At 73.9% G+C, this 22,952-nt stretch carries 23 protein-coding genes; 20 read left to right on the top strand and 3 right to left on the bottom strand.

The window, feature by feature from the left end; genetic code table 11:
* Positions 1–25: 25 nt before the first annotated feature.
* The 9 genes from lspA (at position 26) to ACO4JP_RS12820 (ending at position 11,382) form a co-directional block, all read left to right on the top strand.
* Positions 26–634 (top strand): signal peptidase II, encoded by a 609-nt coding sequence (lspA, locus tag ACO4JP_RS12860; protein ID WP_425954269.1) that lies wholly within the window; start codon positions 26–28, stop codon positions 632–634.
* Positions 634–1,566: an RluA family pseudouridine synthase gene (locus ACO4JP_RS12855; RefSeq protein WP_425954267.1), complete on the top strand. Its 933-nt coding sequence runs from the start codon at positions 634–636 to the stop codon at positions 1,564–1,566. The genes lspA and ACO4JP_RS12855 overlap by 1 nt, the downstream gene beginning before the upstream one ends.
* Complete coding sequence (locus ACO4JP_RS12850) at positions 1,559–2,050, top strand: GNAT family N-acetyltransferase (protein WP_425954265.1); 492 nt, start codon at positions 1,559–1,561, stop codon at positions 2,048–2,050. The genes ACO4JP_RS12855 and ACO4JP_RS12850 overlap by 8 nt, the downstream gene beginning before the upstream one ends.
* A gap of 164 nt (positions 2,051–2,214) precedes the next feature.
* Complete coding sequence (gene nirB / locus ACO4JP_RS12845) at positions 2,215–4,848, top strand: nitrite reductase large subunit NirB (RefSeq protein ID WP_425954263.1); 2,634 nt, start codon at positions 2,215–2,217, stop codon at positions 4,846–4,848.
* Positions 4,845–5,240, top strand: coding sequence for a nitrite reductase (NAD(P)H) small subunit (locus ACO4JP_RS12840; protein ID WP_425954261.1), 396 nt, complete (start codon positions 4,845–4,847; stop codon positions 5,238–5,240). Before nirB ends, ACO4JP_RS12840 begins: the two co-directional genes overlap by 4 nt.
* Positions 5,237–6,805, top strand: coding sequence for a uroporphyrinogen-III C-methyltransferase (gene cobA, locus ACO4JP_RS12835; RefSeq protein ID WP_425954259.1), 1,569 nt, complete (start codon positions 5,237–5,239; stop codon positions 6,803–6,805). The genes ACO4JP_RS12840 and cobA overlap by 4 nt, the downstream gene beginning before the upstream one ends.
* Positions 6,806–6,890: 85 nt before the next feature.
* The gene (dnaE, locus tag ACO4JP_RS12830; protein ID WP_425954257.1) at positions 6,891–10,424 is read left to right on the top strand and encodes a DNA polymerase III subunit alpha; all 3,534 of its coding nucleotides are present in this window, start codon (positions 6,891–6,893) and stop codon (positions 10,422–10,424) included.
* Positions 10,425–10,444: 20 nt separating this feature from the next.
* On the top strand, positions 10,445–10,978 hold the full coding sequence (locus ACO4JP_RS12825) for an NUDIX hydrolase (RefSeq protein ID WP_425954255.1): 534 nt from the start codon (positions 10,445–10,447) through the stop codon (positions 10,976–10,978).
* Positions 10,978–11,382 carry a pyridoxamine 5'-phosphate oxidase family protein gene (locus ACO4JP_RS12820; protein WP_425954253.1) on the top strand — a complete coding sequence of 135 codons (405 nt, stop codon included), beginning with the start codon at positions 10,978–10,980 and terminating at the stop codon, positions 11,380–11,382. Before ACO4JP_RS12825 ends, ACO4JP_RS12820 begins: the two co-directional genes overlap by 1 nt.
* 10 nt (positions 11,383–11,392) lie before the next feature.
* Here ACO4JP_RS12820 and ACO4JP_RS12815 read toward each other — a convergent pair whose 3' ends face one another.
* Complete coding sequence (locus tag ACO4JP_RS12815) at positions 11,393–11,626, bottom strand: RNA-binding S4 domain-containing protein (RefSeq protein ID WP_425954251.1); 234 nt, start codon at positions 11,624–11,626, stop codon at positions 11,393–11,395.
* 43 nt (positions 11,627–11,669) lie between these two features.
* On the opposite strand from ACO4JP_RS12815, the gene hisD reads away from it, so the two are divergent.
* From hisD to ACO4JP_RS12800, 3 genes are all read left to right on the top strand, one after another.
* Positions 11,670–13,025 carry a histidinol dehydrogenase gene (gene hisD, locus ACO4JP_RS12810; protein WP_425954249.1) on the top strand — a complete coding sequence of 452 codons (1,356 nt, stop codon included), beginning with the start codon at positions 11,670–11,672 and terminating at the stop codon, positions 13,023–13,025.
* Positions 13,026–13,124: 99 nt separating this feature from the next.
* A complete protein-coding gene (locus tag ACO4JP_RS12805) occupies positions 13,125–13,601 on the top strand; it encodes an AAA family ATPase (RefSeq protein ID WP_425954247.1) in 477 nt (158 codons plus the stop codon).
* 67 nt (positions 13,602–13,668) lie between these two features.
* Positions 13,669–14,124 carry a GNAT family N-acetyltransferase gene (locus tag ACO4JP_RS12800; RefSeq protein WP_425954245.1) on the top strand — a complete coding sequence of 152 codons (456 nt, stop codon included), beginning with the start codon at positions 13,669–13,671 and terminating at the stop codon, positions 14,122–14,124.
* Between the two features lie 16 nt (positions 14,125–14,140).
* On the opposite strand, the gene ACO4JP_RS12795 is transcribed toward ACO4JP_RS12800, so the two are convergent.
* Positions 14,141–14,965, bottom strand: coding sequence for an alpha/beta hydrolase (locus tag ACO4JP_RS12795; protein ID WP_425954243.1), 825 nt, complete (start codon positions 14,963–14,965; stop codon positions 14,141–14,143).
* A 107-nt stretch (positions 14,966–15,072) separates the two neighbouring features.
* Positions 15,073–17,349, bottom strand: coding sequence for a RecQ family ATP-dependent DNA helicase (locus tag ACO4JP_RS12790; RefSeq protein ID WP_425957109.1), 2,277 nt, complete (start codon positions 17,347–17,349; stop codon positions 15,073–15,075).
* A gap of 193 nt (positions 17,350–17,542) precedes the next feature.
* On the opposite strand from ACO4JP_RS12790, the gene ACO4JP_RS12785 reads away from it, so the two are divergent.
* From ACO4JP_RS12785 to ACO4JP_RS12750, 8 genes are all read left to right on the top strand, one after another.
* Entirely contained in the window at positions 17,543–17,749 is a 207-nt protein-coding gene (locus ACO4JP_RS12785) for a hypothetical protein (protein WP_425954241.1), read from the top strand.
* Positions 17,750–17,836: 87 nt separating this feature from the next.
* On the top strand, positions 17,837–18,271 hold the full coding sequence (locus ACO4JP_RS12780) for a ubiquinol-cytochrome c reductase iron-sulfur subunit (protein WP_425954239.1): 435 nt from the start codon (positions 17,837–17,839) through the stop codon (positions 18,269–18,271).
* 91 nt (positions 18,272–18,362) lie between these two features.
* Positions 18,363–19,541, top strand: coding sequence for a histidinol-phosphate transaminase (locus tag ACO4JP_RS12775; RefSeq protein ID WP_425954237.1), 1,179 nt, complete (start codon positions 18,363–18,365; stop codon positions 19,539–19,541).
* Complete coding sequence (gene hisB / locus ACO4JP_RS12770) at positions 19,541–20,143, top strand: imidazoleglycerol-phosphate dehydratase HisB (RefSeq protein WP_425954235.1); 603 nt, start codon at positions 19,541–19,543, stop codon at positions 20,141–20,143. Before ACO4JP_RS12775 ends, hisB begins: the two co-directional genes overlap by 1 nt.
* Positions 20,140–20,652, top strand: coding sequence for a hypothetical protein (locus ACO4JP_RS12765; protein ID WP_425954233.1), 513 nt, complete (start codon positions 20,140–20,142; stop codon positions 20,650–20,652). Before hisB ends, ACO4JP_RS12765 begins: the two co-directional genes overlap by 4 nt.
* Positions 20,649–21,389, top strand: a complete 741-nt coding sequence (gene hisH, locus ACO4JP_RS12760) for an imidazole glycerol phosphate synthase subunit HisH (protein WP_425954231.1) — start codon at positions 20,649–20,651, stop codon at positions 21,387–21,389. Before ACO4JP_RS12765 ends, hisH begins: the two co-directional genes overlap by 4 nt.
* 23 nt (positions 21,390–21,412) lie before the next feature.
* A complete protein-coding gene (gene priA / locus ACO4JP_RS12755) occupies positions 21,413–22,144 on the top strand; it encodes a bifunctional 1-(5-phosphoribosyl)-5-((5-phosphoribosylamino)methylideneamino)imidazole-4-carboxamide isomerase/phosphoribosylanthranilate isomerase PriA (RefSeq protein WP_425954229.1) in 732 nt (243 codons plus the stop codon).
* A complete protein-coding gene (locus ACO4JP_RS12750) occupies positions 22,141–22,926 on the top strand; it encodes an SseB family protein (RefSeq protein ID WP_425954227.1) in 786 nt (261 codons plus the stop codon). Before priA ends, ACO4JP_RS12750 begins: the two co-directional genes overlap by 4 nt.
* The last annotated feature ends 26 nt before the right edge of the window (positions 22,927–22,952 follow it).

The following is a 22,952-nucleotide window of genomic DNA, read 5'->3' as shown; positions in this document are numbered from 1 at the left end:
GTCGCGCGCTCTAGACTTGCGCGCGATGTCTACCGAACCCGCCGCCACGCCCGTCGTCCCTGAGCCCGCGCAGGCGCCGTCCGGCCGCCGCCACCTGGTGCTCCTCACCTTCGCCCTCGCGGCGGCGGTGCTCTTCGTCGACCAGCTCACCAAGTGGTGGGCCCTGACGGAGCTCGAGCTCGGTGCGCCGCAGCGGCAGGTGATCGGGGACTTCCTCACGTTCCGGCTGGTGATGAACCCGGGAGCCGCGCTCGGGATCGGCAACAGCTACACCTGGGTGCTGACCATCGTGGTGGTGGCCGTCGTGGTCGTCATCGTGCGCGTCATCAGGCGGATCCGCTCGCGCGCCTGGGCCCTGACGCTCGGCCTGCTGCTCGGCGGCGCGGTGGGCAACCTTCTCGACCGCCTGTTCCGCGAGCCCGGATTCGCCCGCGGCCACGTGGTCGACTTCATCGGGTACTCGAACTGGTTCACGGGCAACGTCGCCGACATCGCGATCGTGGTGGCCGCCGTCATGCTGGCGCTGCTGTCGCTGCTCGGGATCGGCCTCGACGGCCGGCGCGAGGGGCACCACCGGAGCGCCGCGGCGACGGCGCCGGTCGACGCGCAGGTCGAGCCGGAGCCCGAGGCCTGATGGCGCTGCGGACCCTCCCGGTCCCGGACGGGCTCGCGGGCGAGCGGGTCGACGCTGCGCTCTCGCGTATGCTCGGCTTCTCGCGCACGCAGGCTGCGGAGCTCGCGGCCGCGGGTGCGGTGCACCTCGACGGCCGGCCCGTCGGCAAGTCCGACCGGCTGCACGCGGGCGGCTGGCTCGAGGTCGACGTGCCGGACCCGGCCGCCGCACGTGCGGTGGAGCCGGAACCCGTGCCGGGCATGGGCATCGCGTACGAGGACGACGACCTCGTCGTCGTCGACAAGCCCGTCGGCGTCGCCGCCCACCCGTCGCCCGGCTGGACCGGCCCGACGGTCGTGGGCGCGCTGGCCGCCGCCGGCTACCGCGTCTCGACGTCGGGGGCGGCGGAGCGGCAGGGCATCGTGCACCGGCTCGACGTCGGCACCTCGGGGCTCATGGTCGTGGCCAAGAGCGAGGCCGCCTACTCGGGGCTCAAGCGGGCCTTCAAGGAGCGGACCGTCGAGAAGGTCTACCACGCGCTCGCGCAGGGCCACCCGGAGCCGACCGTCGGCACCATCGACGCGCCGATCGGCCGCCACCCCAGCAGCGACTGGAAGTTCGCCGTCGTCGCGGACGGCAAGCCGTCGGTGACGCACTACGAGGTGCTCGAGATGCTGCCCGCGGCCTCGCTGGTCGAGGTGCACCTCGAGACCGGGCGCACGCACCAGATCCGCGTGCACTTCGCGGCGGTGCGGCACCCGCTGGTGGGGGACCTGACGTACGGGGCCGACCCCGTGCTCGCCTCGCACACCGGGCTGACGCGGCAGTGGCTGCACGCGGTCCGGCTCGGGTTCGAGCACCCGGCGACGGGGGCCTGGGTCGAGGTGGAGTCGTCGTACCCCGAGGATCTGGCCCACGCCCTCGAGACGATCCGGGGTGCCTACGGTGGCTGAGCCGGCCGTGACGATCGAGCGGGTCACCACCTCGGAGCAGCTCGCGGAGGCGTTCGCCGTCCGGATGGCGGTGTTCGTCGTCGAGCAGCAGGTGCCCGAGGAGCTGGAGCTCGACGAGCTCGACCACGCCGAGACGACGACGCACGTCGTCGCGCGGCGGGACGGCGGCGCCGTCGTCGGCACCGCGCGCCTGCTCGCCGACCCCGCTCATCCGGGCGAGGTGCACATCGGACGCGTGGCGGTCACCGCCGACGCGCGCGGGACCGGCGCGGGCGCCGCGCTGATGCGCGCGCTCGAAGAGGTCGCGCTCGCCGAGCGCGCGGGTCCGGACGGGACCGTGACGGTGCTCCTGTCGGCGCAGGTGCAGGCCATCGGGTTCTACGAGCGCCTCGGGTACGAGGTCACCGGTCCGGTGTACCTGGACGCGGGGATCGACCACCGGGACGCGGCCAAGGTGCTGACGGCGAACGTTCCGCACCGCTGACCGTCCCTCGAATTCGGGACCTTCGTCCCAAGCCCGCGTGCCTGGGCGAGATCGCACGGCGACGGGTGCACGACCACCGCGCGCGGGGCGCAAGATGGGGGCACCGTCGACCGCGAGCCGGTCGACCGAGCACGAGCAGCCCCGTACGAAAGTGCACTCTCCTGATGCCTCAGAGTTCCCGCGCCCCGCTCGACGGCGACACGATCGTCGTCGTCGGCGGCGGTATGACCGCCCACCGTTTCGCCCAGAGCCTGCAGCAGCAGGACCCGGACGGCACCTGGTCCCTGACCGTGATCGGCGACGAGCCGTACGAGCCGTACGACCGCGTCCACCTCTCGGAGTGGTTCACGACGCGCGACGGCGCGGCCCTCGCCATGGACCTCGAGCTCTGGCAGGACCCGCGCATCACGCTGATCACCGGCGACGGCGTCGCCTCGCTCGACCGCAAGGCGGGCGTGGTCACCACGAAGTCGGGCCGCCAGGTGGCCTACGACCGCGCGGTGCTCGCGACCGGCTCGTGGGCCTGGACGCCCCGCGCCGAGGGCACCGACCTGGCCGGCGCCTTCACCTACCGCACGATGGCCGACGTCGAGCGGATCGAGGAGTGGGTGCGGCTGCGTGGCAAGGCGCTCGGGCGTCAGGTGCGCGGCGTCGTCGTCGGCGGAGGCGTGCTCGGGCTCGAGGCGGCCGCGGCCCTTCAGAGCCTGGGCGCCACCGCGACCGTCGTCGAGTTCACCGACTACCTCATGAGCGCCCAGCTCGACCAGGGCGGCGGCGAGATGCTGCGCCTGCTGGTCGAGGACCGGGGCATGGCGATCCGGACCGGCGTTGGCGCGACCCGGTTCCTGCCCGCCGGGGACGGTCCGGTCGGCACGGCCGAGCTGTCCGACGGGTCGAGCCTGCCGGCCGACGTCGTCGTCTTCTCCGTGGGCATCCGCCCCCGCGACCGGGTGGCGCGCGAGGCCGGCCTGGCGATCGGTGAGCGCGGCGGCGTCGTCGTCGGCCGGTCGTGCCAGACCTCCGACCCGGCCGTGTGGGCCATCGGTGAGTGCGCCTCGTTCGACGGCGTGACCGCGGGCCTGATCGCGCCTGGCAACGACATGGCCGACGTCGTCGTCGACCGGTTCCTGGGCGGCGACCGCCGGCACCACCGCGCCGACGAGGGGACGAAGCTGAAGGGTGTCGGCGGCGGCGCCGATGCGGTCGACGCCGCGTCCTTCGGCGACGTCAACGCGATCGGCGCGGGCGCGCTCGAGGTCTCGTTCGTCGACCCGGTCAACCGCCAGTACCGCAAGCTCGTCGTGTCCGACGACGCCAAGCTCCTGCTCGGCGGCGTGTTCGTGGGCGACATCGAGCTGTACGCGGCGCTCCGGCCGCTGCTGGGGCGCCCGATCGGCGCGGACCCCGCGGCGGTCATCGCGCCCGACGGCGGCGGCCTCGGCGACATGGAGCTGCCCGACGACGCCGTCGTCTGCTCGTGCCAGAACGTGACGGCAGGGACGGTGCGGGGCGCCGTCACCGAGCACGGCTGCACCACCATCGGGCAGGTCAAGGAGTGCACCAAGGCGGGCACGGTCTGCGGCTCCTGCGTGCCCGCGCTGACCAAGCTCCTCAACGCCGAGCTCGCGAAGTCCGGCGTCGAGGTCTCGGACGCGCTGTGCGAGCACTTCGCGATGTCGCGTGCCGAGCTGTACCGGATCATCCGCGAGGAGGACCTCGGCACGTTCTCCGAGGTGGTCGCCGCGCACGGGACGGGCCGCGGCTGCGCGATCTGCCGCCCCACCGTCGCGTCGATCCTGTCGAGCCTCACCGGCCGGCACCTGCTCGAGGGCGAGTCCGCCGCGCTGCAGGACACGAACGACCACGTCATGGCGAACATGCAGCGCAACGGCACCTACTCGGTGATCCCGCGCATGCCCGGCGGCGAGGTGCGGCCCGACCAGCTCCTGGAGTTCGCGAAGGTCGCCCAGGACTACGGCCTGTACGTGCACGTGACCGGTGCGCAGCGCCTCGGCATGTTCGGCGCCCAGCTCGGCGACCTGCCCGACATCTGGCGCCGGCTCGTCGCCGTCGGCTTCGAGTCCGGGCACGCGTACGGCAAGTCGCTGCGCAACATCAAGACGTGCGTCGGCCAGATGTGGTGCCGGTTCGGCGTCCAGGACTCGACGACGATGGCCGTCAGGCTCGAGATGCGCTACCGCGGGCTGCGCTCGCCGCACAAGCTCAAGTTCGGCGTCTCCGGCTGCGCCCGCGAGTGCGCCGAGGCGCGCGGCAAGGACGTCGGCATCATCGCCACGCACAAGGGCTGGAACCTCTACATTGGGGGCAACGGCGGTGCCAGCCCCGTGCACGCCCAGCTGCTCGCCGAGGACCTCGACGACGCGCACCTCGTCAAGTACATCGACCGGTACCTGATGCTGTACATCCGCGAGGCCGACCGCCTCCAGCGCACGGCCCCGTGGGTGGCCGAGCGCGTGGGTGGGCTGGACGAGCTCAGGCGCGTCATCGTCGAGGACTCCCTCGGCATCGGCGCCGAGCTCGAGGCCGCCGTCCAGGAGCACATCGACAGCTACGAGGACGAGTGGAAGGTGACGCTGGCGGACCCCGACCAGCTCAAGAAGTTCGTCACCTTCATCAACGCCCCCGGCGTCGCCGACCCCGACCTGGCGTTCGTGCCCGAGCGTGGGCAGATCCGCCCCGCCGGCGAGGCCGACCCGATCACCTACCACGACCCCCGCGACGCGCGCGACGTGGCGCTGCCCGACGCGCTCGCCCCGACCGAGGAGATGGCCCGATGACCCTTCTGGTGGACGTGTGCGCCCTGGCGGACCTGGACCCCGAGCGCGGGGTCGGCGCCCTGCTGGGCGACCGGCAGGTGGCTCTGTTCCGGCTCGCGGACGACACGGTGCGGGCGGTGCAGCAGCGGGACCCGTACTCGGGGGCCAACGTGATGGCGCGGGGCCTCGTGGGGACCACCCGGGTGACGGGGGACGACGGCGAGGAGCGGGACGTGCCCACGGTGACCACGCCCATGCTCAAGCAGGTCTGGAGCCTGGACACCGGCGCCGTGATCGACTCCGGCGGCAAGCCGAAGCAGCCCCTCGCGGTGTTCGCGGCGCAGGTGCGCGACGGGCGCGTGCTCGTCGCCGACACGCCGACCGAGCTGGCCGAGGGCGAGGCGAGCGCATGAGCGAGGACCTCGACGCTCCGAGCCTCGACGCCCTGAGCGACGCCGTCCTCGCGCCGGGCTCCGTCGCCCTCGTGGGCGGCGGCCCCGGCGCCCTCGACCTCATCACGGTCCGCGGGCTCGCGCTGCTGCGGCAGGCCGACGTCGTCGTCGTCGACCGGCTCGGCCCGCGCGGGCTCGTGGAGCTGCTGGACCCGGACGTCCACGTCGTCGAGGTCGGCAAGACGCCGGGCAAGCACTCGACGCCGCAGCGCGAGATCGAGGCGATCCTCGTCGAGCACGCGCGTGACGGAAAGCGCGTCGTGCGGCTCAAGGGCGGCGACCCGTTCCTGCTGGGGCGCGGCGGTGAGGAGGTGCTCGCGTGCCGGGCCGCCGGGATCGACGTACAGGTGGTCCCCGGGGTCACCTCGGCGCTCGCGGGCCCGGCCTCGGCGGGCATCCCGGTCACGCACCGCGGCGCCGCCGTCGCCACGCACGTCCTCAACGCCCACGGCGACCTCGGGCCGGCAGACCTCGCCGCCCTGCGCGACCCGCAGACCACGACCGTGCTGATGATGGGCGTCGAGTGGTTGCCGCGGCTCGTGGCGCAGGCGCTGCTCAACGGCGTCGACCCGGCGACGCCGGTCGCCGTGGTCCAGGCGGCGACGCTGCCGGGCGAGCGGACCGTGTTCGCGACCCTGGCGACCGTGGCCGAGGCCGCGGCCGGGATCGGGTTCCCGGCCGTGATCGTCGCGGGAGCGACGGCGGTCGAGGGCTTCCTCGTGCCGCCGCACCCGGCGCCCGCGCTGCACGGGTCCGGACGCGAGGCCCGGTCCGACGGCGTCCCGTCCGCAGTGGTCGAGCCTGCCGAGCCGGTGCCGGGCGTGCCCGCGCTGGTGGGCTGCGCCCATGGCACGCACCACCGGGCGGGGAGGGACGTGGTCCGCGCGATCCTCGGGCGCGTGAGTGCGGCGCTGCCGGGCGTCGAGGTCCGCGAGGCCTACGTCGACGTCCAGGAGCCGCACCCCGCCGAGGTCGTGCGCGGGCTCTGCGGCGCCGACGCGGTGAGCACGCGCGACGGCGTCCCCCGCGCGGTCGTCGTCCCGTTGCTGCTGTCGGCGGGCTTCCACGTCACCTCGGACATCGGCGCGGCCGTCGCGGGGACGACGGCGGTGGCGACCGGCCCGCTCGGGCCCGACCCGCGGCTGGCGCAGGTCCTCGCCGAGCGCCTCGCCGAGGCGGGCGCCCAGGCCGACGACGGCGTCGTGCTCGCCGTGGCCGGGACGCGGGACAGCGAGGGGCGCGAGCACGGGCTCGCCATGGGCGACCTGCTGGCCGAGCGGCTCGGGCGCGAGGTGACGGTCGGGTTCGTCGCGGCGGCGAAGCCCAGCGTGCCGGCGGCGGTCGAGGCCGCCCGGGCCGGCGCGGTGAGCGGCCGCGTCGCCGTCGCGAGCTACCTGCTCGCGCCGGGCTACTTCCACGGGCTGCTGGCGGAGGTCGGGGCGGACGTCGTCGCCGCCCCGCTCGGCGACCACCCGCTCGTGGCCGACCTCGTGGTCGACCGGTACCGGGCGGCCGCCGGGGAGTGACCCTGCGGGCCGGTGCTGGGCACCCGCAGCACCGATCCGCGCGGCCTGGGCGGGCGTGTCGGTGGACCGTGCGAGGATCGGAGACGTGCCAGCGAACGACGACTTCGTCCACCTCCACGTCCACTCCGAGTTCTCGATGCTCGACGGTGCCGCGCGGATCGGGGAGCTGATCGACGAGGTCGCGAACCAGGGGCAGAAGGCCGTCGCGATCACCGACCACGGGTACCTGTTCGGCGCATTCGAGTTCTGGAAGACGGCCACGGCGAAGGGCGTCAAACCGATCATCGGCGTCGAGGCGTACGTCACGCCGGGCACGTCCCGCTTCGACCAGACGCGCGTGCGCTACGGCCAGCAGGGCCAGGAGGCCGACGACGTCTCGGCCCGTGGCGCCTACACCCACATGACGCTGTGGGCCCAGAACAACGAGGGCATGCACAACCTGTTCCGGGCGTCGTCGCTGGCATCGCTCGAGGGGCAGATGGGCAAGTGGCCCCGCATGGACCGTGAGCTGCTGCAGCGCTACAGCGCCGGGATGATCGCGACGTCGGGCTGTCCGTCGGGGGAGATCCAGACGAGGCTGCGCCTGGGCCAGTGGGACGAGGCGCTGCGCGCGGCGGGCGAGCTGCAGGACCTCTTCGGGCGCGAGAACTTCTTCGTCGAGCTCATGGACCACGGGCTCGAGATCGAGCAGCGTGTCACCAAGGACTTGCTGCGGCTGGCGCAGGAGATCGGCGCGCCGCTGGTCGCCACGAACGACCTGCACTACGTCAAGGAGGAGGACGCGACCAGCCAGGAGGCGCTGCTCGCGATCAACTCCGGCTCGACGCTCGACGACCCGAACCGCTTCAAGTTCGACGGCACCGGCTACTACGTGAAGTCCTCGGCCGAGATGGCCCGGGTCTTCGCGGAGCTTCCCGAGGCGATCAGCAACACGCTGCTCATCGCGGAGCGTTGCGAGGTGTCGTTCGACATCAAGGCGAACTACATGCCGCGGTTCCCCGTCCCCGAGGGCGAGGACGAGATCTCGTGGTTCGTCAAGGAGGTCGAGGCCGGCCTGCACCGCCGCTACCCGGCGGGCGTGCCCGACGACGTCCGGCAGCAGGCGAAGTACGAGACCGAGGTCATCATCCAGATGGGCTTCCCGGGGTACTTCCTCGTGGTCGCCGACTTCATCAACTGGTCCAAGGCCCAGGGGATCCGCGTCGGCCCGGGCCGTGGTTCCGCGGCGGGCTCGATGGTTTCGTATGTCATGGGCATCACCGAGCTCGACCCGATCGAGCACGGGCTCATCTTCGAGCGGTTCCTCAACCCTGAGCGCGTGTCGATGCCCGACGTCGACGTCGACTTCGACGAGCGCCGGCGCGGCGAGGCGATCCGGTACGTCACCGAGAAGTACGGCGACGACCGCGTGGCCCAGATCGTCACCTACGGCACCATCAAGGCCAAGCAGGCCGTCAAGGACTCCGCCCGCCTGCTCGGCATGCCCTTCGCGATGGGCGAGAAGCTCACCAAGGCGATGCCCCCTGCGGTCATGGGCAAGGACATCCCGCTGTCCGGGATCTTCGACTCGAAGCACCCGCGGTACCCGGAGGCGGCCGAGTTCCGCCAGGTCCACGACGTCGACCCCGAGGCGCAGCGGGTCGTGGAGCTCGCGCGCGGCATCGAGGGCCTGAAGCGGCAGTGGGGCGTGCACGCGGCCGGCGTCATCATGTCGAGCCAGCCGCTGATCGACATCATCCCGATCATGAAGCGCCCGCAGGACGGCGCCGTCATCACGCAGTTCGACTACCCGACGTCCGAGGGCCTCGGCCTGATCAAGATGGACTTCCTCGGGCTGCGCAACCTGACGATCCTCGACGACGCGATCGAGAACATCGTCAACAACGGCAAGGACCCGGTCGAGATCGAGAAGGTCGCGCTCGACGACCCGGCGACCTACGAGCTCCTCGCGCGCGGCGACACCCTCGGCGTCTTCCAGCTCGACGGCGGCCCCATGCGCGCGCTGCTGCGCCAGATGCGGCCGGACAACTTCGAGGACGTCTCCGCCGTCATCGCGCTGTACCGCCCGGGCCCGATGGGCATGAACTCGCACACCAACTACGCGCTGCGCAAGAACGGCCTGCAGGAGATCACGCCGATCCATCCCGAGCTCGCCGAGCCGCTCGCGGAGGTGCTCGACACCACCTACGGCCTGATCGTCTACCAGGAGCAGGTGCAGCGCGCCGCCCAGGTGCTCGCGGGCTACTCGCTCGGCCAGGCCGACCTGCTGCGCCGCGCGATGGGCAAGAAGAAGAAGGAGATCCTCGACAAGGAGTTCGTGCCCTTCGAGCAGGGCATGAGCGAGCGGGGCTACTCCAAGGGTGCGATCCAGGCCGTGTGGGACACGCTGGTCCCGTTCGCCGGCTACGCCTTCAACAAGGCCCACTCCGCGGGCTACGGCCTGGTGTCGTACTGGACTGCGTTCCTCAAGGCCAACTACCCGGCCGAGTACATGGCGGCGCTGCTCCAGTCCACGCGTGAGGACAAGGACAAGCTGGCCCTGTACCTCAACGAGTGCCGCCGCATGGGCATCACGGTGCTCCCGCCGGACGTCAACGACTCCGCGGCGAAGTTCACGGCGGTGGGCAAGGACATCCGCTTCGGCCTCTCGGGCGTGCGCAACGTCGGCGCCAACGTCGTCGACGGCATCATCCGGACGCGCGAGGAGAAGGGCGCGTTCACCTCGTTCACGGACTTCCTCGACAAGGTGCCCGCCGTGGTCTGCAACAAGCGGACCATCGAGTCGCTCATCAAGGCGGGCGCGTTCGACTCGCTCGAGCGCTCGCGCCGGGCGCTGCTCGTGGTCCACGAGCAGGCCGTGGACTCGGTCATCGCGGTCAAGCGCAAGGAGGCCGAGGGTCAGTTCGACCTCTTCGCGGGCTTCGGCGGCGATGCCGCGGACACGGGCATGTCCTTCTCCGTCGACGTGCCCGACCTGCCCGACTGGGACAAGAAGCAGAAGCTCGCCTTCGAGCGCGAGATGCTCGGCCTCTACGTCTCGGACCACCCGCTGTCGGGGCTCGAGCACGTGCTCGCCCGCGCCGCGGACACCTCGATCGCGGCGCTCGTGGGCGACGACGGCCGGCCCGAGAACTCCACCGTGACGGTGGCGGGGCTCATCACCAGCCTCCAGCGCAAGATGTCGAAGAACGGCAACCCGTGGGCGGCCGTGACGGTCGAGGACCTCGAGGGCTCGGTCGAGGTCATGTTCTTCGGCGAGACCTACCTGGCCTACTCGACGGCGCTGGCGGAGGACCAGGTCGTCGCCGTCCGGGGCCGCGTGCGGCGTCGCGACGACCAGCTCTCGCTCCAGGCCATGGAGGTCGCGCTGCCTGACACCTCGGCCGTGGCGGACGCACCGGTGCAGGTCGCGGTGCCGCACACGCGCTGCGTCGAGCCGGTCATGGCACGGCTGCGCGAGGTGCTCGCCTCCCACCCGGGCTCGGCCGAGGTGCACATCACCGTCTCGGAGCCGGGCAAGCGGACCGTGGTCCGGGCGGCGGACTCTTTGCGGGTGGAGAAGTCCCCGGCGCTGTTCGGCGACCTCAAGGCGCTGCTCGGGCCGGCGTGCCTGGGATGAGCCCCCGGATGAGCCCTGGGATGAGCGAGGACGCGCCCGCCGAGAAGGCCGAGCCCGTCGAGACCTGGTCCGACGACGGCTCCGCGGACCACCGGTTCCGCGTGGTCCCGGCCGCCTACGTGATCCTGCGGCGGCAGAGGCGCGACGGGTCACCCGAGGTGCTGCTGCAGCTCCGCGAGGGCACCGGGTTCATGGACGGGCACTGGGCCGCGGGGGCGGCGGGCCACGTCGAGGCGGGGGAGTCGGTGGTCGAGGCAGCGGTGCGCGAGGCGCTCGAGGAGCTCGGGATCACGATCGACGCCACCGACCTGCGACCGCTGACGGTGATGCACCGCGGTGAGCGCCACGGACCGGCCCTCGAGCAGCGCGTCGACGTGTTCTTCGAGGCGTCGCGGTGGACGGGCGAGCCGCGCCGCGCGGAGGCGGCCAAGTCGGCCGACCTGCGCTGGTTCCCGCTCGACGCGCTGCCCGACCCGGTGGTGCCGCACGAGCTGCGCGTCCTCGAGGCGCTGCTGGCGGCCGACATGCCCCGGCTCATGGTCCACGGGTTCTGATGCTGCGCCTCAACCCCGAGCAGCTCGTGTTCGTCACCGAGCGCCACCTGGCCACGCTGACGACGCTCCGCGCCGACGGGTCGCCGCACGTCACGCCCGTGGCGTTCATGTGGGACGCGGCGACGGGCACGGCGGTCATGACCACCGAGCGCGACTCGGCGAAGGCGGTCAACGCCCGCCGTCGCGGGCCCGACGGCAGAGCCCCGCGCGCGGCGCTGTGCCAGGTTGTGGGCGGCCGTTGGCTCACGATCGAGGGCACCATCGAGGCGGTCGACGACGGCGCGACCGTGGCGGACGCCGTCGCGCGCCACGCGCGGCGGTACTACCCGCTCGAGCCGGACGAGGCCCGGATCGTGCTGCGGCTGACCGCCGATCGCGTGCTGGCGAGCGACTACATGGCCTGAGCAGGTCCGCTCAGGCGACGACGGCGCTCTGCTCGCCCTGCGGGCTGGCGACGGCGACCACGTCGCCCTTGGCGAGCTGCCGCCCGCGGCGCGTCTCGACGTCGCCGTTCACGCTTACCTCGCCGTCGGCGATCAGGTCGCGCGCCTCGTTTCCGGTGTCGGCGAGGCCGGCGAGCTTGAGGAACTGGCCGAGCCGGATCATGTCGTCGCGGATCGGGACCGCATCAGGAGTCATGGGAGCCATTTTCCCCGGCTCGGCACCGTGCTCCCCACCTAGAATGACCCGCGTGATCCAGCGCATCGACCTTCGGGGCCGCACGCTCACGCGCCGCGACCTGCTCGCCGTCCTTCCACGCGCCGAGGTGGGGGTGGACGAGGCCCTCGACGCCGTGGCCCCCATCGTGGCCGACGTCCGTGCCCGGGGCGCCGCCGCCCTGCGCGACATCGCGGAGCGCTTCGACGGCGTCCGGCCCGCCGACCTGCGGGTTCCGGCCGGCGCGCTCGAGGAGGCGCTCGAGAGCCTGTCCCCCCAGGTCCGCGCCGGGCTCGAGGAGGCGATCCGCCGGGTGCGCGCCGTGCACACGGCCCAGGTGCCGCCGGAGCACACCACCGAGCTGGCCGACGGCGCCGTCGTGCGCCAGCGGTACGTGCCGGTGGAGCGCGTCGGGCTCTACGCCCCGGGCGGCCTGGCCGTCTACCCGTCGAGCGTCATCATGAACGTCGTCGCCGCGCAGGCGGCGGGGGTGGAGGGCATCGCCCTCGCCTCGCCGCCGCAGAAGGACCACGGCGGCCTGCCCCACCCGACGATCCTCGCGGCCTGCGCGCTGCTCGGCGTCGACGAGGTCTACGGCGTCGGCGGCGCCCAGGCGATCGCGATGTTCGCGTACGGCGCAGTGGGCAGCGAGCCGCAGGATCGTCCAGGCGGCGTCGCGCCGCAGGACGGCGAGGTGCTGCTCTGTGAGCCGGTCGACGTCGTCACCGGCCCCGGCAACGTGTACGTCGCCGCGGCCAAGCGCCTTGTCCGCGGCGTCGTCGGCATCGACGCCGAGGCCGGCCCGACGGAGATCGCCGTGCTCGCCGACGACACCGCGGACCCGGGCCACATCGCCCTCGACCTCATCAGCCAGGCCGAGCACGACCCCATGGCCGCGTCGGTGCTGGTGACGCCGTCGGAGGAGCTGGCGGCCGCCGTCGAGGAGCGGATCCAGGAGCTCGCCGCCGCGACCAAGCACGCGGCCCGCGTCGCCGTCGCGCTCGGGGGTCCGCAGTCGGCGATCGTGCTCGTGGACGACGTCGAGCAGGGCGTGCAGGTGGTCGACGCGTACGGGGCCGAGCACCTCGAGCTACAGACCGCCGACGCCTCCGCGCTGGCGGACCGCATCCGCAGCGCGGGCGCGATCTTCGTCGGTCCGTGGGCGCCGGTGTCGCTGGGCGACTACATGGCGGGCTCGAACCACGTGCTGCCGACGGGCGGCACCGCGCGGTACGCGAGCGCGCTGAGCGTGCTGTCGTTCCTCAAGTCGGTGCAGGTCATCGAGTACACGCGCGACGCGCTCGCCGAGCTCGCGGACCGGATCGTCGCCGTCGCGGACGACGAGGATCTCCCCGCCCACGGCGAGGCGATCCGCGGCCGCTTCCACTAGCCCGCTGCCGTGGGTGCACGTTCCGGGCCTTGGCGCCCGCCGAACGCCCCCGAACCTGCACCCACACCAGGGGCGCCGGGGGCGTCCAGGCGTGTCGTCGTGCTGCTGACCGGGATGTCGGGGGCGGGCAAGACGGCGGCGTTGCGCGGGCTGGCGTCCCGCGGGCACGCCGCCGTCGACCTCGACTACGACGGGTACTCCGTGCTCGTCCGCGCGCCGCACCAGCCCGTGGGCTGGGAGCAGGTGTGGGAGCTGGTGAAGGTCCGGGCGCTGGTCGACGCGCACCGTGAGGGAGCGCTGTTCCTGGCCGGAACCGTGCGCAACCAGGTCCAGCTCTACGACCGGTTCGACGCCGTCGTGCTGCTCACCGCGCCGCGCGACGTGCTCCTGGCCCGGGTCGAGGCGCGTACGGACAACCCGTACGGCAAGGACGCGGCGGGGCGCGCGCAGATCGAGCACGACATCGACGTGGTCGAGCCGCTGCTGCGCCGTGGGGCGACGCACGTCGTGGACTCGGCCCGGCCTACCGACGACGTGGTCGACGACCTCGTGCGCCTCGCTGCCCGTCTCGCATAGTGCGCGAGCCCCCCGGCGACGGCGTCGACGAGGCAGGATCGGCCGACCGTCCGGAGGGAGCTCGCAGGTGTACGACATCGTGACCGTCGACCCGGAGGCGCCAAGCGCCGCCGCCGCGCTCGGCGCCTACTTCGTGGAGATCGCACCGGGGTTCGGGCCGGACTTCGACCCGTTCAAGCCCCGACCCGTCGCCGGCTACCGCGCGCCGCACGGGGTCTTCCTCCTCGCCGTCGACGGCGCCGGGGACGTGGCGGGCTGCGGCGCGGTCACCTGGGTCGACGACGCGACGGCCGAGCTCAAGAGGGTCTGGGTGGACCCGGCCCAGCGCGGCCGCGGCATCGGGCGGCAGCTGATCACGGCGCTCGAGGAGTGCGCGCGAGACCACGGGTGCACCATGGTCCGGCTCTCGACGAACCAGAGCCTTGCCACGGCGCGATCGATGTACGAGGGGCTGGGCTACCGCGAGGTCGAGCCGTTCACACAGGAGCAGTTCGCGCAGCACTGGTACGCGAAGGGGTTCTGACCGTCCGGTCGTCCGGTCAGTCCGCCGCGACCTTGTCCGCCAGGCGGGCGACGGCGTCTGCGACCGTGGGCCCGAGCCACACGCCGTCGTTGTGCCGCGCACGCGCGATCACCATGTGCTCGACGAGCCGGTGTGCGGCGGCGGCGACGGCGTCGCTCTGCGCGGGCGGCACCAGCTCGTCCGCGGAGCCCTGCAGCACCGTGACCGGCACGTCCATCGCCGCGACCTGCTCCGCGACCGGGTAGACGTTGCGGTCGAGGACAAAGCGCAGGACCGGGCGCGGCAGCGGGAACAGGTGGCGGGCGACGTCCTCGAACGACGTGAAGGGCGACCGCAGCACCAGGCCCGCGGGCGGGACCTGCGTCGCGAGCCCGGTCACGACTCCCGTCCCGATCGACTCGCCGAGGTAGATCGTCCGGTCGGCCGGGAAGCCACGTTCCGCCAGCAGCTCCTGCCCGGCGCGGGCGTCGAGGACGAGTCCGGCCTCCGACGGCCTGCCCGGGTTGCCCGCGAACCCGCGGTATCCCAGGAGCAGCACCGCGAAGCCGCGCTCGGCGAGCTCCGTGCCGAGCCGCGCGCGTCCCGAGATGTCGCCGCCGTTCCCCTGGGCGAAGAGCACCGCCTGGTCACGAGCCGGCGCGCCCTGGGCGGGAGCTAGGAACCACGAGGTGAGCTCGAGCCCGTCTCGCGTCGTGAGCGTGACGTCTTCGGCGCCTGGCAGGACCTCGGCAGCCGGCGGCAGGGAGGTCCGGGGCGGGTGGTAGGCCAGGCTCGCCTGCGCCGCGCGGGTCACGAACAGGCCGCCGGTCGCCAGGACGAGAACCACGGCGAGCACCGCCACGGCGACCCGGAGCCTGCGCCGCGGCCGGCCTGTCTCGGGCCGCCCGTCGGACCGTTCGGCCTCACGAGGCCGGTCCGCCCCGGCCGCGCGCGGCCGCGCGCGCCGGGTCACCGGATCCCCAGGACGAACGGGAGCACGCGTGCTGCCCCAGCCTGCCGCAGCAGGCGCGCCCCGACGGTGAGCGTCCAGCCCGAGTCCGTCCAGTCGTCGACCAGGAGCACCGACCGGCCCGGCAGCCCGCGCAAAGCCGGCTCGGAGAGCTCGAGCTCGAGCCGTCTGGCGACGCCGGCGAGCCGCATGGCCGAGTTCACGTCGTGCCGCCCGGGCTCCTCGAGCCCGGGCGCGGGCCCGACCGCGCCGATGAGCGGGACGCCGAGGTAGCGGGCCAGGCCGTCCGCGAGGTGGAACGTGAGCTGGGGACGCGTGACCGAGCGGACGGCGACCACGCCCTCGATCAGCAGCCGACCACGCTCGGGGCCGTCCGCGGGTCCCGAGCCGCCGTCGGACGGCTCGCCCGGCGCACCTGTGGCGTCAGCCGAGGCCCGGATCGCGTCCCACTCGTCGAGCACCCGCGCTGCCGCGCGCCGCAGCGGCACGGGCAGCTCGCCGTCGGGCGTCGTGGGCGCGAACAGGTCGCGCAGCGGCCCCGACCAGCCGAGCCCGTCGAGCCGCGCGACCGCGCGCCCCGGCTCGGCGAGCTCGTCCGCGCCGAGCTTGCCACGCAGGTCGAGGCCCAGCGAGGCGAGCCCCGACGGCCACATCTTGCGCGGCTCGACCTCGGCCCCCGGCCGGTCCATCTCGTGCCGGGCCGCCGCCACGGCCTCCGCGTCCGGGGTGGCGGGCAGGTCGACGCCGCCGCAACGGTCGCACCGACCGCACCGCCAGGACTCGCCCTCCGGCCCGGCGAGCTCGGGATCGTCGAGCTGGCGGCGCAGGAACGCCATGCGGCAGGCGGGCGTCCGCACGTAGTCGAGCATCGCCTGCTGCTCCGCCTCGCGCGTCGCGGTCACACGCGCGTACCGCTCGGCGTCGTACGCCCACGGCTGGCCCGTCGCGACCCAGCCGCCCTGGACGCGACGGACGGCCCCGTCGACGTCGAGCACCTTGAGCATCGTCTCGAGGCGAGAGCGCTTGAGGTCCACGAGCGGCTCGAGGGCCGCCGTCGAGAGCTGGCCCTCGGAGGCGGACAGCGCCGCGAGCGTCGCCCGCACCTGTCCCTCGGCCGGGAACGCCTGGGACCCGAACCAGTCCCAGATCGCGTGGTCCTCCTGCCCGGGCAGCAGCACCACCACCGCCGAGTCGACGCCGCGGCCCGCGCGGCCGACCTGCTGGTAGTACGCGATCGGCGACGCCGGCGCGCCGAGGTGCACCACGAACGCCAGGTCGGGCTTGTCGAAGCCCATCCCGAGGGCGCTGGTGGCGACCAGCGCCTTGACCCGGTTCTCCTTGAGGTCCTCCTCGAGCGCCTCGCGCTGCGTCGGGTCGGTGCGGCCGGTGTAGGCGTAGACGGCGAGCCCGGCGCTCCGGAGCTGCTCGGCCACCTGCTCGGCCGCCGAGACCGTGAGGCAGTAGACGATGCCCGAGCCCTCGACGTCCTGAAGCGTCTCCGCTAGCCAGGCGACGCGCGTCGGCTGGTCGGGCAGCTCGAGCACGGCCAGGTGCAGCGACTCGCGGTCGAGGCCGCCGCGCAGCACGAGGACGTCGGTCGCGGGCGTCCCGTCGGCATGGACGGCGAGCTGCTCGGCCACGTCGCGCGTCACGCGCTCGTTGGCCGTCGCCGTCGTCGCGAGCACGGGGATGCCGGGCGGCAGGTCGGCGAGCAGCGTCCGGATGCGGCGGTAGTCGGGCCGGAAGTCGTGGCCCCAGTCGGAGATGCAGTGCGCCTCGTCGATCACGACCAGACCGGCGTCGGTGGCGAGCCGCGGCAGCACCTCGTCGCGGAAGCCGGGGTTGTTGAGCCGCTCGGGCGAGCACAGCAGCACGTCGACCTCGCCGCGGGCGATCGCGGCGTGCACCTCGTCCCACTCGGTCACGTTCGCCGAGTTGATGGTCACGGCCCGGATCCCGGCCCGCGCGGCGGCGGCGATCTGGTCGCGCATCAGCGCCAGCAGAGGCGAGACGATGACCGTCGGTCCCGCGCCACGGGCCCGGAGCAGCGACGTCGCGACGAAGTACACGGCCGACTTGCCCCACCCGGTGCGCTGCACCACGAGCGCCCGCCGGCGGAACGCGACAAGCGCCTCGATGGCGCGCCACTGGTCCTCGCGCAGCGCCGCGTCCTCGCGGCCGACGAGGGCCCGCAGGGCCGACTCGGCCTGGTCGCGCAGCGTGCTCGGCCCGTGCTCGCCGTCCGCTCCGACGTTGTCGATGAGCCCGCGCAGCATCGCGAGCGTCGCACGCTTGGCCGGGTCGAGGGTCGAGCCGTCGTCCTGCGGGGAATCGGTCACCTGGCGATCGTAGGCGCCGAGACCCACGCCGCGGTGCCCGGGGCGCGCCGTCTGTGGACGACGCGACGGCGGGAGCCCACCCGCGGGGCGCCGCGCGCAGAAAGGCGCCCCGACCAGTAGGTTCGCGCCCATGCAGGATGTGCTCTGGACCGCCCTCGACTTCATCGGCGCCCACCCGTGGGTCATCGCGATCGTCCCCGTGCTGCTCATCTGGTGGCAGCTCACGGTGGGACGCAAGCGCAACGCCTGGGCGCGCCGCCTCGAGAACGACCGGGCGGCGCAGCGGCTCGCCCGCGACCTCCACGAGGAGGCGCACCGGCGCGCGTCCGAGCGGTAGCCCCGCTACCGTCACGGCCATGGGCGACGTCGGCATCCGGGAAGCCACCGCGTGGCCCCGCGCGCGCCCCTTCACCAGGATGGCCCCATGACCGCGCCCGACCTCTCCCGCCGTCAGCTCCTCGGCGTCGCCGGCGCGACGGTGACGGGTGCCTGCCTGCTCACCGCCTGCGTCGAGCCCCGCGCCACCCCGCAGGACGACGCCTCCGAGGTCGCGGCGCGCGGCAAGGGAACCCGCGTCGCGGCGCTCGCGGACGTCAAGGTCGGTGCCGCCACCGCCGTCGACCTGGACGGGCACGCCCTGCTGCTGACGCGCCCCGCCGAGCGCGAGGTCCACCTGTTCAGCTCGATCTGCCCGCACGCCGGCTGCAAGGTCGCCCCCGCGGACGGCGAGCTCGACTGCCCCTGCCACGGCTCGCGGTTCGCGCTGGCCGACGGCGCGGTGCTCGGCGGCCCGGCACCGTCCCCGCTGGCGGAGATCCCCGTCGAGATCCAGGGTGACGCCGTCGTCCTCGCGGGCTGAGCGGGGGTGGAGCACGGCCCGTCCGGGGCCGGCGTCGTTCACGCGGTGAAATGCCGTCCGGCCCCGCTCTCGGCTTCCGTAGACTGACCGGGTGACGACCCCCACCGCTCCGGCCACCGCGCTTCCCCTGCGGCCCGAGCTCGCCGGCGAGGTGCCCTACGGAGCGCCCCAGCTCGACGTCCCGGTGCTTCTCAACGTCAACGAGAACCCGTACGCGCCCTCCGACGAGGTCGTCGCGACGATCGCAGCCGATGTCGCGGCCGCCGCGCGCGGCCTCAACCGCTACCCGGACCGCGACTTCCTCGGCCTCCGCGGCGACCTGGCCGCCTTTCTGCACCGCGAGTCGGGCGTCTCGCTGGCCGTGGAGCAGATCTGGGCCGCCAACGGCTCCAACGAGGTCATGCTGCACCTGCTGCAGGCCTTCGGCGGCCCCGGCCGCACCGCGCTCTCGTTCGCCCCCACCTACTCGATGTATCCCGAGTACGCGCGCGACACGCACACGCGCTGGGTCGCCGGCCGCCGGAACGAGGACTTCACGCTCGACCCGGCCCACGCCGTCGAGCTCATCGAGCGCGAGCAGCCCTCCGTCATCCTGCTGACCAGCCCCAACAACCCGACCGGCACCGCGCTCCCGCTCGAGGTGGTCGAGGCGGTGCTCGACGCCGCCGCGCGGGTGCGCGTCCCCGGCGCGCCCGACGGCGCCGGTGCCGTCGTGGTCGTCGACGAGGCGTACGCCGAGTTCCGGCGCGCCGGGACGCCGTCGGCGCTGGAGCTGCTCGCCGACCGCCCTAATCTCGCCGTCTCGCGCACCATGTCCAAGGCGTTCGCCGCCGCGGGCCTGCGCCTCGGCTACCTCGCCGCGAGCACCGCGCTCGTCGACGCGCTGCGCGTCGTGCGCCTGCCGTACCACCTGTCGGCCGTCACGCAAGCGGCAGCGCGGGCCGCGCTCAAGCACACCGAGTCGCTCCTCGCGCAGGTCGACGCGCTGCGTGCCGAGCGCGACGCGCTCGTCGACTGGCTGCGCGGCCAGACCGGCCCCTCCGGGAAGCCGCTCCTCGTCGCCGACACCGACGCCAACTTCGTCCTCTTCGGCACGTTCGCCGACCGCCACGCCGTCTGGCGGGGCCTGCTGGACCGCGGGGTGCTGATCCGCGAGGTCGGCCCCGCCGGGTGGCTGCGGGTCTCTGTCGGTACTCCCGGCGAGACTGCGCGCTTCAAGGACGCCCTCACTGACGTGATCACCGACGTCACCAACGAGCAGGAGGCCTGATGGGCACCCGTACCGCCCGGATCGAGCGGTCCACCAGCGAGTCCAGCGTCGTCGTCGAGCTCGACCTCGACGGCACCGGCCGCACCGACATCTCGACGTCGGTGCCGTTCTACGACCACATGCTCACCGCGCTCGGCAAGCACTCGCTCTTCGACCTCACGGTCAAGGCCACGGGCGACACCCACATCGACGCCCACCACACGGTCGAGGACACCGCGATCGTCCTCGGGCAGGCGCTCCGGCAGGCGCTCGGCGACAAGCAGGGCATCGCCCGCTTCGGCGACGCGACCGTCCCGCTCGACGAGGCCCTCGCCCTCGCCGTCGTCGACGTCTCGGGCCGCCCGTACCTCGTCCACGAGGGCGAGCCCGCGGGCCAGGAGTACCACCTCATCGGCGGGCACTTCACCGGGTCGCTGACCCGTCACGTCCTCGAGTCGATCGCGCACCACGCGGGCATCTGCCTGCACGTGCGCGTGCTCGCCGGCCGCGACCCGCACCACATCGTCGAGGCCCAGTTCAAGGCCCTCGCGCGCGCTCTGCGCGCCGCCGTCGCTCTCGACCCGCGCGTCGAGGGCATCCCGTCCACCAAGGGAGCGCTGTGAGCCAGGACCTGCCCGACGACCTGCCCGAGGACTTCGAGATCCCGGACGACCTGTCCGAGCTCACCGCACCGCGGGAGCGTGAGCTCGCCGTCCTGCTGACCCAGGTGGCCGACGCCGAGGCGCTCGCGGCCGCGTGCGCGCTCGCCGAGCTCGACGTCGACGCCGTGCCGACGCCGGTCGGCGCCCTCGCCGTCCTGCGTGCGCCGGCCGGCGACGCGCCCGAGCGGGCCGCCGCGGCGATCTCGCAGCTCGTCGCGGGGGTGCCGCTCGTGCTCGTCACGCGCACCGAGGGCCAGCTCACCGCCGTGCGCTACCAGGACGGGCAGGCCGAGGGGAACGTGCCCCCGGGCCTCGTGCTGTCGGGAGCGCCCGAGGCGCTCGAGGACCTGCTCACGGGCCAGCTCGCCGTCGCCGACCTGCCCGGCGGCGTCGCCTCGGCGCGGATCGGCCGGTTCAAGGCCATGCGCATGCTGACCGGCATCGCGCGGAAGGCCAAGAAGAACAAGTGAGCGTCCCGCCCCTGCTGCCCGACGGCGGCGCGTCCGCCGAGCTCAACGCCCACCCCGCGCCCGCCCGCGGCGGGGACGGCGGCCGGCCCAGCGTCGTCGTGCTCGACTACGGCTTCGGCAACGTGCGCTCCGCCGTCCGCGCGCTCGAGCGCGTCGGCGCCGAGGTCGAGCTCACCGCCGACCGCGACGCGGCGCTGGCCGCCGACGGCCTCGTGGTGCCCGGCGTGGGTGCGTTCGCCGCCTGCATGGCGGGGCTCCGCGCCGTCCGTGGCGACCAGGTGGTCGAGCGCCGGCTCGCCGGCGGGCGCCCGGTGCTGGGCATCTGCGTCGGCATGCAGGTCATGTTCGAACAGGGCGTCGAGCACGGAGTCGAGACGGACGGCCTGGGGGAGTGGCGGGGCGTCGTCGAGCGCCTCGACGCACCCGTCGTCCCGCACATGGGCTGGTCCCCCGTCGAGGCGGCGGCCGGCACGCGCCTGTTCGCCGGCGTCGAGCACGAGCGCTTCTACTTCGTGCACTCGTACGCCGCGCAGACCTTCACGCAGGGCCACGACGGCTCCGCCAACCCGCACTTCACGCCACCGCTCGTGACGTGGGCCCACCACGGCACGCCGGAGCACGGCGCACGTTTCGTCGCGGCCGTCGAGGACGGCCCGCTCGCCGCCACCCAGTTCCACCCCGAGAAGTCGGGCGACGCGGGGGCGACCCTGCTCGAGAACTGGGTCAAGGCCCTGTAGAGAAACCTTCCGAACGGAGAACCATGACCGACCGCCTCGTGCTCCTGCCCGCCGTCGACGTCGCCGACGGCCAGGCCGTCCGCCTCGTCCAGGGCGAGGCCGGCTCCGAGACGTCCTACGGCGACCCGCTCGCGGCCGCCCTCGACTGGCAGTCCGGCGGCGCCGAGTGGATCCACCTCGTGGACCTCGACGCGGCGTTCGGCCGCGGCTCGAACGCCGAGCTGCTGGCCGACGTCGTGGCTCGCCTCGACGTGCATGTCGAGCTGTCGGGCGGCATCCGCGACGACGCCTCGCTCGAGCGCGCGCTCGCCACGGGCGCCCGCCGCGTCAACATCGGCACCGCCGCGCTCGAGGACCCGGAGTGGACCGCCCGTGTGATCGACCGCTATGGCGACCAGGTCGCCGTCGGCCTGGACGTGCGCGGCACGACGCTCGCCGCGCGCGGCTGGACCAAGGAGGGCGGCGACCTCTGGGAGGTCCTGGCCCGCCTCGACGAGGCCGGCTGCTCCCGCTACGTGGTCACGGACGTCACGAAGGACGGCACGCTGCGCGGCCCGAACGTCGAGCTGCTCCGCGAGGTCGCGTCGCGCACCGATGCGGCCGTGGTCGCGTCGGGCGGCATCTCGTCGCTCGACGACCTGCGAGCCCTGCGCGAGCTGGTGCCCGGCGGCGTCGAGGGCGCCGTCGTCGGCAAGGCCTTGTACGCGGGCGCGTTCACGCTGCCCGAGGCGCTCGACGTCGCGGGCCGGCCGTGACCGAGGCAGCGGGCGCGGGCGCGGGCAAGGCCCTGCCGGGCCACCTCCGCTCCATCCAGCCGACGTCGCAGTTCGCGGGCGACGACGGCTCCGCCGACGCCGAGCTCGCCGAGCTGCTCGCCGGTCACGCCACGGGGAAGGTCACGCTGCGCGAGGTCGTCGCCCGGCTCGCGGTCACGCGCGTGCTCGTGCCGGTGCTCGCCGAGCTCGAGGTCGCCGAGACCGTCGAGGTCGACGGCCAGGAGCTGCACGTGGACAAGGAGGCGTCCTCGGGCGTCGTCGCGCTGCAGGCCCCCGACGGGCGTCGTGCCCTGCCGGTCTTCACGAGCGTGGAGGCGATGCGGGCGTGGCGGACGACGGCCCGGCCGGTCCCGGTCGAGGCTCCGCGCGCCGCGCTGTCCGCGGTGGGCGAGGACTGGGCCCTGCTCGTCATCGACCCCGCCGGGCCCGTCACGGTGACCGTGCCGCGGCCCGCGGTGTGGGCGCTGGCCCAGGGCAAGGAGTGGATGCCCGCACTGGTGCCGACGGCAGACGGCCTCACCGTCGACGACGAGGTGCTCGCCGCGGTGCGGCTCGCCGCCGAGCCGGTCCAGCACGTGGTGCGGGTCGGCGCGCAGCCGGGCCGGACGGCCGAGGTCGCCGTGGTGCTCGGCATCGACGCGGGCCTCGACCGGGCGGGGCTGGACTCCGTGCTGCGCCAGGTCAACGCCCGCCTGGGCGCCTCCGACGTCGTCGCCGAACGGGTGGACTCGCTCGAGCTGCGGATCGCCGCGGCGCGGTAGCCGTCTGCGGACGGCGCCCCGGGATC

This window comes from Xylanimonas sp. McL0601 (genome assembly GCF_049852175.1).
Classification (GTDB): Bacteria; Actinomycetota; Actinomycetes; order Actinomycetales; family Cellulomonadaceae; genus Xylanimonas.
The sequence above is the reverse complement of the archived record's forward strand: the minus strand, read 5'-3'. Positions and strand labels throughout refer to the sequence as shown.

Bases quoted from the DNA above. Each gene is read 5' to 3' on its own strand.
- cobA (WP_425954259.1), top strand. From the start codon at position 5,237: ATGAGCGAGGACCTCGACGCTCCGAGCCTCGACGCCCTGAGCGACGCC.
- ACO4JP_RS12780 (WP_425954239.1), top strand. From the start codon at position 17,837: ATGACCGCGCCCGACCTCTCCCGCCGTCAGCTCCTCGGCGTCGCCGGC.
- ACO4JP_RS12855 (WP_425954267.1), top strand. From the start codon at position 634: ATGGCGCTGCGGACCCTCCCGGTCCCGGACGGGCTCGCGGGCGAGCGG.
- priA (WP_425954229.1), top strand. From the start codon at position 21,413: ATGACCGACCGCCTCGTGCTCCTGCCCGCCGTCGACGTCGCCGACGGC.
- ACO4JP_RS12790 (WP_425957109.1), bottom strand. From the start codon at position 17,349: ATGCTGCGCGGGCTCATCGACAACGTCGGAGCGGACGGCGAGCACGGG.
- ACO4JP_RS12785 (WP_425954241.1), top strand. From the start codon at position 17,543: ATGCAGGATGTGCTCTGGACCGCCCTCGACTTCATCGGCGCCCACCCG.
- ACO4JP_RS12840 (WP_425954261.1), top strand. From the start codon at position 4,845: ATGACCCTTCTGGTGGACGTGTGCGCCCTGGCGGACCTGGACCCCGAG.
- ACO4JP_RS12815 (WP_425954251.1), bottom strand. From the start codon at position 11,626: ATGGCTCCCATGACTCCTGATGCGGTCCCGATCCGCGACGACATGATC.
- nirB (WP_425954263.1), top strand. From the start codon at position 2,215: ATGCCTCAGAGTTCCCGCGCCCCGCTCGACGGCGACACGATCGTCGTC.
- lspA (WP_425954269.1), top strand. From the start codon at position 26: ATGTCTACCGAACCCGCCGCCACGCCCGTCGTCCCTGAGCCCGCGCAG.
- ACO4JP_RS12825 (WP_425954255.1), top strand. From the start codon at position 10,445: ATGAGCGAGGACGCGCCCGCCGAGAAGGCCGAGCCCGTCGAGACCTGG.
- ACO4JP_RS12820 (WP_425954253.1), top strand. From the start codon at position 10,978: ATGCTGCGCCTCAACCCCGAGCAGCTCGTGTTCGTCACCGAGCGCCAC.
- hisB (WP_425954235.1), top strand. From the start codon at position 19,541: ATGGGCACCCGTACCGCCCGGATCGAGCGGTCCACCAGCGAGTCCAGC.